Genomic DNA, 15,928 nt, shown 5'->3' with positions numbered 1-15,928 from the left:
CAGCCTACGACGCGCCCCGCGTCCCGGCATCCGCCCGGCGCGCGCGTCTCATCACGAGTCGGTCGGCGTCGCGGTACCGCAACCGCGAGAACGCGGCGGCCAGGATGAGCGCCGCCCCCGCTCCCACCAGCGCGCCGCCCAGGGTGTCCGACAGCCAGTGCGCGTGCAGGTAGGTGCGGCTGAACGCCATCAGCACGATCCAGGCCACGCCCACCACACGCACCCACGCGTGGGGGAAGATCACCGCGGCGACGACCGCGATCGTCGCGGCGTTCGCAGTATGACCCGAGGGGAAGGAGCCGTAGTCGCTGAGGATGAGGATGTCTTCGGGACGGGCGCGACCGAAGGTCTGTTTGAGCACCTGGACGAACAAGGCGCTGCCCGCGGACGCGGTCAGGAAGTACAGCGCCGACCATCGCCGCCGCGACAGGAAGAGCGCGAGCGCCCCTCCGAGCGGAATGATCAGCACCGCGGTGAGGTGACCGCCCACCTGGTCCATCGCGAGCGCGAAGACGAACAGCGGCTGCGACGGCGCCGCCGCGAACAACTGGTTCCACCAGACGTCCACCGCGAACGGGCTCGGGCCGCGGAAGTACACCCACGCCCCCAGGCCGCACGCCACAGCCACCAGCACCACTCCGACGACGGCGCGGAACCGCTGCGGGCGCGCATCGAGAACGGGGTCGTCGGTCGCAGCGGCATCCATTGACCCATGATGCCGCTCGCCGAGGCCCCGCGGAACACCGACGCCCGCTCTGCTACTGTTCGCGGCCGCCGGTGTCGGCGGGATGTAACCGGGAGGTCAGGGTGCGAGGCGCTCGACCGTGCGCGGGCGCACGAGCACCCAGAGCGAGATCACGCCGATGACCGCGCACCCGAGCATCACGGATGCCATGGTCGTGGCGGTGATGCCCGATCCGGTGGCCAGCAGCCCGACGAGGGGCGAGATGATGCCGGCGATGCCGAAGTTGGCCGCGCCGATGATCGATTGCGCCGTCCCCGCGGCCTTGCCGTGCCGGTCGAGGGCGAGCACCTGCGCGCACGGGAAGGTGAAGCCGCACGCGGTCATGAAGAAGAACAGGGGCACGATGGTCCCCCACAGTCCCAGTCCCAACTGGTCGGTCACCACGATGGCACCCCCGGCGAGCACGAGCACCGCGGTCGAGAAGGCCATCACCCACTGGGGGCCGAAGCGGGCCGCGAGACGTGACGCGACCTGCACGCCGACGACCACGCCGACCGAGTTGGCCGCGAACAGCACGCCGTACAGCTGGGCGTTGAAGCCGTAGGTCACCTGGAACAGGAACGACGACGCCGAGAGGTACGAGAACAGACCGCTGAAGGTCATCGCCCCGATGATCAGCACGCCGATGAAGACGCGGTCGCGGAAGACGCTCGCGTACCGCTGCCACACCGTGGTGGCTCCCGGGCCGCCGCGGCGGGCCGCCGGAAGGGTCTCGGGCACGAACAGGATGGCCGACACGAGCATGACCGCGCCGTACACGGCGAGCACGACGAAGATGCCCCGCCAGTTCATCACCAGCAGCAGCGCGGAACCCGCGAGCGGAGCCAGCACGGGTGCGACGCCCGACACCATCGCCATGCGCGAGAGCATGACCACCAGGCGGCGCCCCCCGAAGAGGTCGCGGATGATCGCCGCGGCGACGACACCGCCGGCGGCGGCTCCCGCGCCCATCAGCACGCGCGCGATCGAGAGCGTCTCGAGCGTCGGCGCGAGGGCGGCGAAGATGCTCGCGGCCACGTGCAGGGCGGTCACCGACAGCAGGGGAAGACGGCGCCCGACCTTGTCGCTGAGGGGCCCGACGATCAGCTGGCCGAGGGCGAAGCCGATCATCGTGCCCGTGAGGGTCAGCTGGATCGCCGCCGCCGAGGTCTGGAAGTCGGCCTCGAGAACCGGGAACGCCGGCAGGTAGAGGTCGATGGTGAACGGGCCGAGGGCCGTCAGTGCGCCGAGCACGATGATGTACAGCACGCGGCGCGACGCGGGGATCGCGTCGCCCGGGTGCAGCACGATCGGTGCGGTGGCGGGGTTCTTGCCCAGCGCGCGGATGGCGCCGGTGGGGGTCTGCGCGGCGGCAGCCGCTGCGGGGATCACGGGGTGGGAAGCAGTATCGAGCACGCGTCAGTTTCGTTTCGCAACACGGACAGCCCGAACGAATCGGGCTGAGAAAAAAGGGGGGATCGTCGAACCTCGAATCGATTCGACGTCGTTAATACTAGCGTCCCACCCCGTGCGCCACCATCCCGGCTCGCGGGTTCCTCCCAGGCCACCGGCCCATTCACCCGAATAGGCTGGGATCGTCGGCGCATGCCGATGTGTCCCGCCCCGAAGAGAGACAGAACACAGCGCATGACTTCCCCCTCCGACAAGCGCGCGAGCGGCAACCCCGCGAAGCAGGCCGACATCGACCTCACCGTCAAGCAGCAGCGCGAGCAGAAACGGCAGCAGAAGCTCGCCGAGTACCAGAAGCAGATGGCGCGCCGAAAGCGCGGAAAGCTGGTCTGGTGGGTCGTCGGTTCCACGGCTGCCCTCGCGGTGATCGGCCTGGTCGTGGCATCCTTCGCCTTCGCCCCCGAGCCCCCCACGAGCTACCAGGCCGGCAACAGCACCGGGCGCGAGATCGACGGGGTGCAGACCTTCGAGAACCGCTCCGATCACGTGCAAGATGCGGTCACCTACGACCAGACCCCTCCCGCCGGCGGCCCGCACAACCCGATCTGGCTCAACTGCGGCGTCTACACCGAGCCCCAGCAGAACGAGAACGCCGTGCACTCCATGGAGCACGGCGCCATCTGGGTGACCTACGACCCCGCCCGCGTGGACGAGGCCGGCATCGACGCCCTGAAGGCGGTTCTGCCCTCGAGCTACGCGATCCTCTCGCCGTACCCCGACATGGACACCCCCGTCGCCGTCAGCGCCTGGAACCACCAGCTGAAGCTCGACGATCCGAGCGACCCGCGCATCGGGGAGTTCTTCACCGAGTTCTGGCGCAGCCAGAACGCCCCCGAGCCGAACGCCGCGTGCTCGGGTGGCGTGGAAGGTCCGGGCAAGGCCTGATGACCGACGACGCCCCGGTCGCACGCCCCGCGGTCCGGTGGGCCGTCGTCGCCCTCATCGCCGTCGCGGTCGTCGCCGTGGCCTTCGCGATCGGACGCTTCACGGCGTTCGGCGCGACGGCCGCGCCGGCGCACCCCTCGACGACCTCCGCCGACGCCGGCTTCGCCCGCGACATGCAGGTGCACCACACCCAGGCGGTCCTCATGGCCATGGAGATCTACCGCAAGACCGCCGACGACGAGTTGCGCGCCCTCTCGTACGACATCGCAACCACGCAGTCCGGTCAGCGGGGCGAGATGTACGGCTGGCTCGTCGAGTGGGGGCTGCCCCAAGCCTCGGATCAGCCGCTGATGACGTGGATGGAGAAGTCGGGCGAGCACAGCCACGGCGACACCTCCGCCCTCACGCAGGAGCAGCTGCTCGGCGAGATGGGCATGGCCACCGACGCGCAGCTCGACCGACTCCGCACCCTCGACGGGCAGCCCGCCGACTGCCTGTTCCTCGAGCTGATGATCCGCCACCACCAGGGCGCGATCCCCATGGCCGAGGCCGTCATCGAGCTGGGCGACGAGCCCCGCGTGGCCGAGGTGGCCGGCACGATCGTGAGCGGTCAGTCCGCCGAGATCGACGCGATGCGCGACATCCAGTCACGCCTCGGCTGCGGCGCCTGACGCACGGCCGTCCGTCGGTCTGAGCCGCGCCGCGATCGGCTGCGGACACGGGGTGCGCTCAGTGTTCCCGCCGCTTCCGGTCGGCTCCGTTTGCGTCCGCCGCCGCGCCGCCGCGCCGGCCAGCAGCCCCGCGCAGCAGCCCCGCGCAGCCGTCCCGCGCCGCAGCCCCGCGCAGCCGTCCCGCGCAGCGGCCCCGCGCCGCAGCCCCGCGCAGCCGAGCCGAGCAGCCGCGCCTCGGGCACCCCCGGCCCACCGCCATAAACGCTCTTCCTGCGCGTAAACGCTCCGTCGCCGCGTTTATGCGCAGGAACAGCGTTTATGCGGAGGGCGGCGCACGGAGGGCGGCGGGCGGCGGGCGGCGGACGGCGCGGCATCCACCCGAAACGGCGAAGGGGCGCGACACCCGAATGGATGCCGCGCCCCTTCACCTGTGCCGGACTCAACCCTTCGTCGCACCCGCCAGCAGGCCGCGCACGAAGAAGCGCTGCAGCAGGAAGAACACCAGCAGCGGAACGAGGATCGAGATGAACGTTCCGGCCGACTGCAGGAACCACTGGTCGCCCCAGGTGCCCGACAGCGAGTTCAGCGATTGCGTCAGAGGCAGGGAGGACGATGGCGCGAAGATCGTCGCCACCAGCAGGTCGTTCCACACCCAGATGAACTCGAGCACCGCGAACGACGCCAGCGCGGGAGCAGCCAGCGGCAGGATCAGGCGGAAGAAGATCTGCCCGTGTCCGGCACCGTCGACGCGAGCCGCCTCGATGACCTCACCCGGGATCTCGGCGATGAAGTTGTGCAGCAGGAAGATCGCCAGGGGCATCGCGAAGATCACGTGCGCGATCCACACGGTGGCGAAGCTGTGCTCCACCCCGCGAAGGTCGAAGCCCGGGAAGATCGTGACCTCGTTGATCGTCAGTCCGCGCGAGAACAGTGTCAGCAGCGGCACGAGAGCCATCTGCAGCGGCACGATCTGCAACGCGAAGATGAAGATGAAGAAGAAGTTGCGGCCCTTGAAGTCGATCCACGCGAAGGCGTACGCGATGAGCGAGGCGATCGCGAGGGCGAACAGCACCACCGGGATCGTGATCGCCAGCGAGTTGAGGAACGACGACGCCAGCGTCAGGGCGGTACCGCCCGAGGTCAGCGCGAGCCGGTAGTTCTCGAGCGTGAAGCTGGGGTCGGTGAACACCGTCCACCAACCGGTCGACTGCGTGTCGGAGCCGGGGCGGAACGACGTGATGAACAGGCCGAACGTCGGGATCGTCCAGAAGAACGCGATGACGACGGCCGCGATCGTCGCGCCCTTGGACGTGAGGCGCTTCTGCGCCGTCTTCTCGTGCCGGCGCGTGTCGCGCTCGACCTGGCGGGCCGAACGTGAATCGACGATCGGCTCGACGACATCTACTCCGATGGTCATCGCACTTCCCTCTGCTTCCGGATCTGGCGCACGTTGAAGATGATCAGCGGCAGCACGAAGAGGAACAGCACCACGGCCAGCGCCGCGGAGTGGCCGTAGCTCTGGAACCGCTGCTGCTGGTTGACCATCTCGAAGGCGAGGACGGTCGAGTCGTTGCGTCCACCGGTCATGACCGCGACGATGTCGTAGATCTTGAGCGCACCGATGGCGATCGTGGTCAGCACCACGATCAGCGACGAACGGATGCCGGGGACGGTGACGTTGATGAACCGCTCCCAGGCGCTCGCGCCGTCGAGCTCTGCCGCTTCCATCTGCTCCGTCGGAACGGCCTTGATGGCCGCCGAGAGGATGACCATGGCCAGGCCCGTCTGGCTCCAGATGAAGACCACGACCAGCAGCAGGGTGTTGATCAGCGGCGCCGCCGACAGCCACGACACCGGCTGCCCACCGAACGCCGTGACGATGGCGTTCAAGATGCCGATCTGGTTGTCCTGGCGGAAGTCGTAGACGAACTTCCAGATGATGCCGGCGCCGACGAACGAGATGGCGAACGGCATGAAGATGAGGACCTTGAGGTACTTCTCACCGGCCGCTCGGTCGATGAAGACCGCGTATGCGAGGCCGATGGCCGTCGCGATGGTCGGCGCCAGCAGCACCCAGATGAGGGTGTTGATGACCGACCAGAAGCCCTCGGGGTTCGTGAAGGTCCAGATGTAGTTTTCGAACCCGACGAAGTTGTCACCGGTCTTGTCGAAGAACGACTGGAAGAACGTGGTGATCGCGGGGTAGACGAGCCCCAGCAGCAGCAGGATCGACGCCGGGGCGGCGAACAGGATGAGCTGGAACAGGTACCCGGCCCCCTGACGCGACCGGTAGTCCGCGTAGAAGAGCACGGCGCCGAGGAGCACCGCGATGCCGAGCACGTAGATCACGGCGTTCTGGTACGGACGCAGCAGCATGAAGGCGATCACCGGGATGGCGAAGCACGCCACCAGGCGGAGCCAGAAGTAACCCTTGCCCGCGCGTGGCGCGTACTCGATGAGCAGCAGCAGCAGTCCGACGACGACGCCGAAGGCGAGGAGGACCAGCGGGATCTGCGCGAGCGGGTTGAGTCCGCCCAGCCAGGTGAAGAAGCTGTTGAGCGAGAAGCCCAGGGTGGTGGGTCGCGTCTCTGCCGCGGGCCGCGTCACCATGAAGAGGAAGAGCGCCACCGCCAGGATGAGGGCGACGGAGACCACGATGACCGTGGTCCGGTGATTGTGCGCGGAGCCGCGCGACGGTGTCGCTTTCGTCCGGCCCGCCGGCGAGGCCGCCGGCGCCTTCTCCGCGTTTTTGATATCGGTCATGACTTCCCTCCCGAACACGCCTTCGTGCTCATCGATTGACGCCCGAGCGAGAGGGCGATGATGAAGGACGGGACCGGATGGGCCGCCCGCATCGCGGACGGCCCATCGGTCTCGTCAGGAACGGCTAGTTGTCGTAGCCGGCCTGGATGTTGCTGAGCACCTCGTCGGTGGGCGTGCCGTCGATCCAGCTGACCATGCCCTTCCAGAACGAACCCGAACCGACGGTGGCCGGCATGAGGTCGGACGCGTCGAAACGCAGCGTGGTGTTCGGGTCCTGCAGCGTCTTCATCGCCTCGGTGAGGAACTCGCTGGAGGCGAGCGACGGGTCGGCGCCCTTGTTGGCCGAGATGACGCCGCCGAGCTTGACGCGGGCATCGGCGAACTCGGGGGTCGACATGAACTCGGCGACCTTCTGAACGCTCTCGTCGTCGGAGAAGGCCGCGACGAACTCGCCGCCACCCTCGACCGCCAGCTCGCCTTCCTTCACGCCCGGGAGCAGGAACGCGTACACGTCGCCGTCGGGGGCGATCGTGGGGGTCTCGCCCGCCGCGTTCGTGACCGTGAGGAAGTTCGCCGAGAGGAACGACGCCTGGTGGGTCATCGCGCAGCTGCCGTCGGCCACCTTGGCGGCGACGTCGGCGAACGCGGTCGAGTTGATGCTCTTGACGTCACCGAAACCGGCGTTGACGTACGACGGGTTGAGCAGGATCGAGCCGACGGCGTCGAAGGCGTCCTTGATCTGCGGGTCGGTGAACTTCACCTCGTTCGCCACCCACTGGTCGTACACGTCGGGGCCGGACTGACGCAGGACCATGTCCTCGATCCAGTCCGTTCCGGGCCAGCCCGATGCGGCGTCCGAGGCGAAGCCCGCGCACCAGGGTGCGGAGCCCGACTTCTGCTGGATGGTCTGCGTGAGCGTGAGCAGCTCGTCGAACGTCTTGGGAACCTCGACGCCCCACTCCTTGAACTTCGCCGGCGAGTACCAGACGTAGCCCTTGAGGTTGGCGAGCATGGGAGCGGCGTAGAACGTGCCGTCCTCGGTGCCGTAGGACTTCCAGTCCTCGCCCCAGTACTCGTCGACGTTGCTCGAGACGGCGTCGGACGCCTTCTGGACCTCGCCGGTGCCGATCAGGGTCTTGAGCAGACCCGGCTGCGGAACGATCGCGATGTCGGGGGCGTCGCCACCCGAGACCTTGGTCACGACGTTGCCTTCGAAGCTCTTGTCGCCGGTGTAGACGACCTTGATGCCCGTGTCCGCGGTGAACTGGTCGAAGCTCTGGTTCAGCGCGTCGGCCTCGGTGCCGGTGATGCCGCCGGAGATGCGGACGGTCGTTTCGCCCCCGGATCCGCTCCCGCCGCCGCTGCTGTCGCCTTCGGCGCAGCCCGCGAGAGCAATCGCACCGACCGCCAGCAGCCCGACGGGCGCCAGCAGGCGATACCGCTGTGACATACCCATGTGGTCTCTCCTCTTCGAGTTCAAATGGTGCATCGGAACCTGTCAGGAACCGATTCCAGATCACCGTAGGCGAGAACCCGACGAGACGCAACGCCGAAAGATCACGAACGCATAACTGGCGGAAAAACGCGAAGAACCGGGGGGAAGCATCGCGGGGAACCGGTTCCACAAAAGCGCGTTGTCGGATACTCTTCTTCGACGTCGACACCGATGTCGATCGGACCCCGAGGAACACACGATGAGCGGAATCGCCGATGTGGCACGCCTGGCCGGCGTGTCCAAGTCGACCGCCAGCCGAGCACTGACCGGCGGCGGCTACGTCTCCGACGACACGCGTCGGCGCGTCGCCGACGCCGCGGAGTCGCTCGGCTACGTCCCCTCCACGAGCGCCGTGAGTCTGGCGACCGGCCGCACGAGCACCATCGCCCTGATCGTGCCGAAGGTCAACCGCTGGTACTTCGGCGCGATCGTCGAGGGCGTCGAGCGCACCCTCATCCCCCGCGGGTACGACGTGACCCTGTACGTCGCCGAACCCGGATCGAACGACCGCGAGAGCCTGTACTCCACCTACCTCGCCCGAAAGCGCTTCGACGGCATCATCGCCGTCGCCCTCGAACCCGACGACGCCGATCTGGAACGCCTCGCGAACATCGGCAAACCCGTCGTGAGCATCGGCAACGCCCTCGCCGGGGTTCCCACCCTCGGCCTCGACAACATCGCCATCACGCGCATCATCACGCAGCACCTCATCGCCCTGGGACACACCGACATCGCGTTCGTCGGCAGCACGCCGCCCAGCGATGCCCCCGCGAAAGACGTCGACGAGCGTTCCATCGGCTACCGCAAGGCCATGAACGACCACGGACTCGCCGTCCGCATCCGCAACGTCCCGTCCACGCTGACCATCACCGACGCGTACGCGGCCGCCGCCTCGTTCCTCGCCGACGCCGCCTCCCGCCCCACGGGCGTCGTCGCCGCGTGCGACGAGGTCGCCATCGGCGTCATCATCGCCGCGCGTCGCATGGGCATCTCCGTTCCGACGCAGCTCAGCGTCGTCGGCATCGACGGCCACGACTACGCCGAGATGTTCGCCCTCACCACCGTCGAGCAGTTCCCGCTCGACCAGGGCGTCGAGGCGACGCGCATGCTGCTGTCGATGATCGAGGGCACCAGCGAGCCCCCGCGACGCACCGAGGCGGCGACCCGCCTGGTGGTGCGCTCCTCCACCGCTCCNTCCGCCCGGCGCACTCCGCGACGACGCAGCACCACACCGATGCCCAGGAGCGCGAGGGCCGCCAGCACGCCGCCGCCCATCCACGCCGTGTCCGCACCGGTGCGCGGAAGCGACCCGGGAGCGCCGGGGCCGGCCTCACCACCGCCGGAGTCCCCCGGACCCGACGGCGCGTCATCGGCGCCGTCCACGACCCGCACGGGCACCGTGGCCGTCGAGCCCGAGGCCGTGACGAGGCGGATGCCGACCTCGGCGGGGGCGTCCACGGGCACCGTGAGGGTGACCTGGGCGACGCCGTCGCGGACGGGCACCGTCTGGGGTTCTCCCGCACCGACCGTCACCGTGGCCTCGGTGGCGGCGGGGCTGCCGAGCGAGGTCAGGTCGAGCCCCGAGACCGTGAACGACGTCTCGGCGCCGCGGACGACCTCGGTCGGCGCACCCGTCACCTCGACCGCGCGGGCACCGAAGTCGGGCGCGAGGCCCGGATGGGCCGACAGGTACGAGATCCAGCCGTCGCGGTCGATGAGACCCGAGTCGCGCGGCTCCGTGCCCTCGTCGAACACGGTGAACGCGTCACCGCCCTGCAGCAGGAAGCTGAACGAGCCGACGCGATACGACGCCGCGGGATCCACCGCGACATCGTCGACCCAGAGGCCCGAGATGCGCTGCCCCGGCGCCCGAGTGGCGTCGTAGGTGTAGCGCAGGTTCTCGGACACGCTCAGCGCCAGCGTCGCGGCACGGCCCGCTTCATCGCCCCACTGCTGCTCGAGCAGGCGGCGCAGCTGGTCGCCGGTGAGGGTGGTCGTGCCCAGGTTGTTCACGAACGGCAGCACCGCGTTCGCCTCGGCGAACGTGATCACGCCGTCGTCGCCGCGCAGCAGTTCGGCGCGCAGGCCGCCCGGGTTGACCACGGTGATGTCGGCCCCGCCGCGGGCGGGGTCGTCGAGCGTGTCGAGCAGCGCGTCGGCGACGAGGTTGCCGAGCGCGGACTGCTTCGACCGGTCGTCGCGCTGGCCGCCCGTGTACACGCCGTCGACGTACGCCCCGCCGAGGAAGGCGGTGGTGATGTCGGCCGTGACCGATCCCACCGGGCGCGAACCGACGAGGTCGGCCTCGGCCAGGGCACGGTCGACGATGTCGTCCACCTCGGCCACCCGCGGGTACGTCGCGATGAGGTCGGCGTCGAGCGCGGCGCTGTTCTCGGCGGTCTGCTCGGGGTCGTCCTCGACGATCTCGGCCGCCAGGCGCGGAACGTTGCGAGCCTCGTGGTCGACCACGTCGCCGCTCTCGCGATCGATCGTCAGCACGACCTGGCCGATGTTCTCGCCGTAGTTGCCGGTCTGCAGCACGGGACGCGTCCCGTCACCGCCGGGAACCGGGGCCTCCCACGCGTACTCCTCGTGCGTGTGGCCGGTGAAGATGGCATCCACGTCGGCATCGGTCTCGGTCACGATGCGGGCGAACGCCCCGCCCGCGGCGATCGCGTCGTCGAGGGTGGTGCCCGCCGCGTCGCCCTGGGCCGCGCCCTCGTGGAACTCGGTGACGAGCACGTCGACCTGATCGCGGATCTCGGCGACCACGCGGTTCACCTCGGCCACGGGCTCGCGGAACTCCAGGCCCTCGATCCCTCCGGGGCTGACGAGCGAGGCCGTCTCCTCGGTCACCGCGCCGACGACGCCGACGCGCAGTCCGTTCACCTCGACGATCTCGTAGCCGGGCAGCAGCGGTCGACCGTCCCGGTAGACGTTCGCCCCCAGGTACGGGAACGCGGAACGCTCGGTGACCCGGCCGGTCAGGTCGTCGATGCCCTTGTCGAACTCGTGGTTGCCGACGGCGGATGCCGCGAGCCCGAGCGCGTTGAGCACGTCGATCGTGGGCGCGTCGTCGGCGTTGGCCGAGGCGAAGAGCGACGCGCCGATGTTGTCACCGTTGGAGAGGAACAGCGACCGCTGCTCGCCCTTCTCGGCCCGCAGCTGCTCGATCGTGCCGGCGAACTTCACGGTGTTGGTGTCGATGCGCCCGTGGAAGTCGTTGATGTTGAGCAGGTTCAGCTCGGTCGTCCCCGACAGGTCGAGCCCGACGACCACGGGATCGTGGTCGCTGGAGCGGTAGGGGGACGCGTCGTAGAAGTTGCGCACATTGGCGTTGTACCGGCTGTACTCCAGCGCGAGAGCCTCACCGGCGTTGATGTTCCAGACGTCGGTGCCCGTGACGAGCTCCTGCGCGGCCGGAGACGCCAGCACGTGGTCGAGCGAGCCGGACTGACCGCTGAACGAGTACGTGTACTCACCGGTCGTGGACCCCAGATCGGCGTACCCCGCGTCGCGGAGCACCTGCATCGGGTCCTCCTGCGTGTACGCGTTGAAGTCGCCGAGCAGGAACACCTCGTCGACGCCGGTGTCCGCGGTGCGCGCGGCGGCGAAGTCGACGAGCGCCTGCGCCTGACGCACGCGGTCGCCGTTGAAGGCGCCCTGGTCGCCGTCGGCGTTGTCGCCCGAGGCTGCGGGATCGCTGTCGCTCTTCGACTTGAAGTGGTTCACGATCGCGAGGAACGACGCTTCGTCGTCGCCGGCGGCCGCGAAGGCCTGGGCCAGCGGCTGTCGCGCGTTGGCGAACGCGGGGTCGTCGAGGATGACGCTGTCGCCGACCGGCGCGACCGCCGCACGCTTGTAGATGAAGGCGGTGCGGATGACGTCCTCCGACGCCGGCAGCGCGGTCGGCGACGCGACGAACGCCCAGGCGTCCTCGCCCAGGTCGGCGTTGAGCGCCCCGACGAGGGTCGAGAGCGCCTCGTCACGGTCCTTCCCGAGAGCGGCGGAGTTCTCGATCTCTTCGAGCGAGACCACCTCCGCGTCGAGGGCGTTCAGGGCGGCGACGATCTTCGCCTGCTGGCGCTGGAGGTTCTCGTCGTTGGCCGCTCCGCGCGGGCCCGGCTCGGCGCAGCGGTTGGCCGTGATGGGGTTGCCCTCGCGGTCGGTGTAGACCGAGTCGCAGCCGACGTCTTCGGCGGTGGTGGTGAAGTAGTTCAGAACGTTGAAGCTGGCCACCTGCACGGTACCGCCGACGTCGGCGGGCCGCGCGGTGCGCGTGTTCTCGAAGGTCGCCGGCTGCACGTCGGCGGCGTTGTCGACGGTGAGCTGCCCGGTGGGCTGGAACTTCCACGCGCCGTTACGGAAGTCGAGCACGACAGGCCGGGTGAACGACGCCGGAGCGCCGACGCGCACGGGGTCGGTGAGCGACAGGTACGGCAGGGGCACATCGGTGGCCGAGCGCTGGAAGTTCAGCGACGCTCCGTCGTCGAGGACCACGGCGCGGGCGGCGTTGTCGGCCACGACGCCGTCGAACTCGGCGGTGCCCGGGCGCGCGACCTCGGTGGGGGCGAGCAGCGGAGTGGTGCCCGCGGCCAGGCCCACTTCGGCGTACTGGCCCGTGCTGTAGGTGTTGGTGACGGTGAAGTCGCCCTGGGGTGCCAGCAGCATCCCCTCGAGGCGCTCGCGCTCCTCGTCTGTCCGCGGCCACGCGACGGTCGCCGGGGTGACGGGCTCGGCCGCGTCGGTCAGCACCGTGACGAGGTCGGAGTCCGAGACGATCTGAGTGAGGCCGTTGTACTCGCTCGTGGTTCCGCTGACCTCGACGTGGTCACCGACCGCGACCTCGGCCACCGCGCGGGAGCCGTAGACGAAGATCGCATCGGATGCCGTGTGATCGGCGCCCAGGTCGCCACCGGTGCCCGCGGTCTGCAGGAAGAACCCGTCGTACCCGCCGGTCGGGTACGCGGCGGTCACGACGCCGCGCGTGGTGACGGACTGCCCGCCCCGCGGGGTGGTGTCGCCCTCGCCCTGGATGTCGCGGATGGCGGTGACCTCCGCCGCCGCGGCCGCTTCGGCGGCGGGGGTCTCGGCGGCGGGGGTCTCGGCAGCGGGGGGCTCGGTCGCGGCCGTCTCTTGCGTCGTCGGATCCGCCTGCGTGGGGGCGGGTGAGGCGGTCTGTGCGGTGTCCGGCTGCGGCATGACGTCGCCGGGGGCGGCGGTGTCCGGTGCGTCGGGGGCCGACGTCTCGACGACCGGCAGCGAAGGTGCCCCGGAGTCGATGGGGGCCGCCGAAGCAGCCGGGGCGACCAGGGCGGAACCCAGGAGGGCGGCGGCCACCGCCGCGCTCAGCGCGGTCGAGGTGCGGCCCGAGGGGCGCCGAGAAGGCATGGGGGACATGGGTCTCCTGCGAATCCGACGGTCATCGTCGGGTGGGGGGATCGACGGGGGGTCTCTTCGACCGTAGACGACCTCATCAGGAATTCCCAGGCTTCATTCGTTGCCATCGTGTGAACGGTGAAGCCGTCGGCGCGGCGCGTTTCCGACCGATCGCGACTCCCCCGCCNAGAAGCGTTATTACTTGAGGGTCACCGAAGCGCCGGCAGCCTCGAGGGCCTCCTTGGCCTTCTCGGCGGTCTCCTTGTTCGCGCCCTCGAGCACGGCCTTGGGAGCACCATCGACGACGGCCTTGGCCTCGCCGAGGCCGAGCGAGGTGAGCTCGCGGACGACCTTGATGACCTGGATCTTCTTGTCGCCGGCGGCCTCGAGAACGACGTCGAACGAGTCCTTCTCCTCGACCTCTTCGGCGGGGGCAGCGCCACCGGCGGCGGGGCCGGCAGCCGCGACGGGGGCGGCAGCGGTGACGTCGAAGGTCTCCTCGAACGCCTTGACGAACTCGGACAGCTCGATGAGCGTGAGCTCCTTGAACGCCGCGAGAAGCTCTTCGGTGCTGAGCTTAGCCATGTTGTATCTCCTTGATCGGGTTAATCAGCCGGGCCGGGTCAGGCCGCGGTGTCCTGCTTCTCGCGCAGCGCGTCGACCGTGCGAACGGCCTTCGACGGAAGCGCCTGGAAGACGTATGCCGCCTTGGTCATCGTCGCCTTCATCGCACCGGCGAGCTTCGCCAGCAGGACTTCACGGCTTTCGAGATCGGCGAGCTTGTTGACCTCATCCGCGGTCAGAGCGGCGCCATCGAAGTAGCCGCCCTTCACCACGAGCTGAGGGTTAGCCTTGGCGAAGGCACGCAGGCCCTTCGCGACGGCGACGGGGTCGCCGTGCACGAACGCGATGGCAGACGGGCCCTTGAGCTCGTCATCCAGTCCCGTGACCCCCGCGTTTGCCGCGGCGATCTTGGTCAGCGTGTTCTTCACCACGGCGTAATCCGCGTCCTGACGGATGTCGTTGCGCAGCTGCTTGAGCTGGGCAACCGTCAGACCGCGGTACTCGGTCAGCAGAACGGCGGTCGAGTTCTCGAAATGCTTCGTGAGCTCGGCGACCGATGCATCCTTCTGCGCCATGGCCACTCCTTGTGTATACGAGGCGCTCCGCGATGACGGGGCGCCGGCCGAAGACACCGGGTCTGGGCAAAAAAGAAGAGCTCCGGCGCAGGGCACGGAGCTCGGATTCCCGATCGGGAGGAGTTCAAGTGACCTGCGTAGGTTCTCTGCTTCTCAGCAGACGCTTCGATCAGAATGCGAGCACTCCGATAACCGACGGTCTTTGGCTTGCCTCCACTGTACCCGACGCCCGCCCCCTTCGCCAATCCGCCCGCCCGCCGCCCGCCCCGCCGCGCCGCGCCTCGCCTCGCTCGCCCCGCCCCGCCGGCCCGCCCGCCCGCCGCGCCCGCCCCGCGATGCCCGAGCGCCGATGACGCATTGCTTCGTCGAGGACGCATCCGATCGATGCCGAACCGATGCGTCCTCGACGAGCGAGTACGTCCTCGCCGATCATCTCGGCGGCCTCACCCCGAACGCCGCCAGGCGGGCGGCGAGCGCCTCCGGAGAGGCGATGTCGGCGAAGCCGCCGCGACACAATCGCCATTGCGTGACACCGCGGATCCAGTCTTCGCGTCGCTTCTCGTCCAGGACGACGTCTTCGACGGAACGACCTCCGCGGAGGGAGGGGTCCCGATACTTCACCTCACCGTCGAACTCCCAGAACGTCCGCACGTCACGCAGCGCGATGTCGACGAAATACGCGGACCCCCGCGGGCCCTCCACCGCCACCTGCAAGTCGATGTCGCGGAAACCGAGCCGGTGCAGCTGCAGTCGACTCACGCTCTCACCCGGCAACTCCGCCCTTCCATCGGCGAACTCGGTGACCCAGGCGGCCTCGCGCACCCCGCGTCGACCCCGCGCGCTCACGACGCGCTCGCGCATGACGTCACGCCAGAGGGTCTGCGCGTCGGAGTCGAACCGCCGGCCGCGCACAGCGACGCGACGAAGAGCCCCATCGGCGCAGCTCAACGCCACCTCCCGCGGCTCGGTGCAGGCGATGTCGAAGACCGTCCGCCCGAGCGAGGTGCAGCGGATCCCGTCGACGACGACGACATCCTGGGGGTCGAGGGCGCCAGTGTGCCGGCGCAGTGCGCGACCACTCGGTGGATGGGCGGAGCGCGGAACCATCGCGTGCACGGGTCCGCCGCGGAAGCGGTAAAGCGGCAGACCGTGGAGAACGGCCGCCGAGAGGTGGGAGACCACCCCGCCGGCATCGCGCGCCCTGCGGACGGCGGCGAGGATCGCGAAGCGGTGGCGGTCGGCCGGCCGCGCTGCTGCCCATTCGTCGCGGGCGATGTACACCCCGGGCTCGATTCGCGACCACGCGCCGCCGGCGCCGGCCTTCCTCAGCTCCGATTCGGACACACCGCGCTCGCGCAGTTCCGATCTGGAGAAGAGCGACCGTCGAGCGTGTTCGATCGGT

General features: G+C 69.4%; 11 protein-coding genes and 1 pseudogene. 3 read left to right on the top strand and 9 right to left on the bottom strand.

From position 1 onward, the window contains the following. Nucleotides 1-4: 4 nt before the first annotated feature. Both IFR11_RS09250 and IFR11_RS09245 read right to left on the bottom strand, forming a co-directional pair. On the bottom strand, nucleotides 5-706 hold the full coding sequence (locus tag IFR11_RS09250) for a phosphatase PAP2 family protein (protein WP_055838786.1): 702 nt from the start codon (nucleotides 704-706) through the stop codon (nucleotides 5-7). A 96-nt stretch (nucleotides 707-802) separates the two neighbouring features. Continuing rightward, nucleotides 803-2,140, bottom strand: coding sequence for a multidrug effflux MFS transporter (locus IFR11_RS09245; protein WP_191915955.1), 1,338 nt, complete (start codon nucleotides 2,138-2,140; stop codon nucleotides 803-805). A 231-nt stretch (nucleotides 2,141-2,371) separates the two neighbouring features. On the opposite strand from IFR11_RS09245, the gene IFR11_RS09240 reads away from it, so the two are divergent. Both IFR11_RS09240 and IFR11_RS09235 read left to right on the top strand, forming a co-directional pair. After that, a complete protein-coding gene (locus tag IFR11_RS09240; RefSeq protein ID WP_055838789.1) occupies nucleotides 2,372-3,079 on the top strand; it encodes a DUF3105 domain-containing protein in 708 nt (235 codons plus the stop codon). Further along, entirely contained in the window at nucleotides 3,079-3,750 is a 672-nt protein-coding gene (locus IFR11_RS09235) for a DUF305 domain-containing protein (protein ID WP_191915954.1), read from the top strand. The genes IFR11_RS09240 and IFR11_RS09235 overlap by 1 nt, the downstream gene beginning before the upstream one ends. Before the next feature lie 439 nt (nucleotides 3,751-4,189). On the opposite strand, the gene IFR11_RS09230 is transcribed toward IFR11_RS09235, so the two are convergent. The 3 genes from IFR11_RS09230 to IFR11_RS09220 all read right to left on the bottom strand — a co-directional run bounded on the left by IFR11_RS09230 (nucleotide 4,190) and on the right by IFR11_RS09220 (nucleotide 7,969). Continuing rightward, complete coding sequence (locus IFR11_RS09230) at nucleotides 4,190-5,167, bottom strand: carbohydrate ABC transporter permease (protein WP_070409421.1); 978 nt, start codon at nucleotides 5,165-5,167, stop codon at nucleotides 4,190-4,192. Further along, entirely contained in the window at nucleotides 5,164-6,360 is a 1,197-nt protein-coding gene (locus IFR11_RS09225; RefSeq protein ID WP_055839543.1) for a carbohydrate ABC transporter permease, read from the bottom strand. Before IFR11_RS09225 ends, IFR11_RS09230 begins: the two co-directional genes overlap by 4 nt. A 277-nt stretch (nucleotides 6,361-6,637) precedes the next feature. Next, a complete protein-coding gene (locus tag IFR11_RS09220) occupies nucleotides 6,638-7,969 on the bottom strand; it encodes an ABC transporter substrate-binding protein (RefSeq protein ID WP_055838797.1) in 1,332 nt (443 codons plus the stop codon). Between the two features lie 238 nt (nucleotides 7,970-8,207). On the opposite strand from IFR11_RS09220, the pseudogene IFR11_RS09215 reads away from it, so the two are divergent. Beyond that, nucleotides 8,208-9,202, top strand: a pseudogene (locus tag IFR11_RS09215) (LacI family DNA-binding transcriptional regulator); the annotation flags it as partial. Nucleotide 9,203: 1 nt separating this feature from the next. Here the strand turns inward: IFR11_RS09215 and IFR11_RS09210 are convergent. From IFR11_RS09210 to IFR11_RS09195, 4 genes are all read right to left on the bottom strand, one after another. Next, the coding region (locus IFR11_RS09210; RefSeq protein ID WP_191916020.1) for an ExeM/NucH family extracellular endonuclease at nucleotides 9,204-13,210 on the bottom strand (4,007 nt) is incomplete at its 3' end. A 375-nt stretch (nucleotides 13,211-13,585) separates the two neighbouring features. Further along, complete coding sequence (gene rplL / locus IFR11_RS09205; protein ID WP_055838803.1) at nucleotides 13,586-13,972, bottom strand: 50S ribosomal protein L7/L12; 387 nt, start codon at nucleotides 13,970-13,972, stop codon at nucleotides 13,586-13,588. A gap of 38 nt (nucleotides 13,973-14,010) precedes the next feature. Then, complete coding sequence (gene rplJ / locus IFR11_RS09200; protein WP_055838805.1) at nucleotides 14,011-14,526, bottom strand: 50S ribosomal protein L10; 516 nt, start codon at nucleotides 14,524-14,526, stop codon at nucleotides 14,011-14,013. A gap of 429 nt (nucleotides 14,527-14,955) precedes the next feature. After that, nucleotides 14,956-15,807, bottom strand: a complete 852-nt coding sequence (locus IFR11_RS09195) for a hypothetical protein (RefSeq protein ID WP_191915953.1) — start codon at nucleotides 15,805-15,807, stop codon at nucleotides 14,956-14,958. Between the last annotated feature and the right edge of the window lie 121 nt (nucleotides 15,808-15,928).

Source organism: Microbacterium sp. CFBP 8801, from assembly GCF_014839455.1.
GTDB lineage: Bacteria > Actinomycetota > Actinomycetes > Actinomycetales > Microbacteriaceae > Microbacterium.
This window is presented reverse-complemented; position numbering and strand designations above follow the sequence as displayed.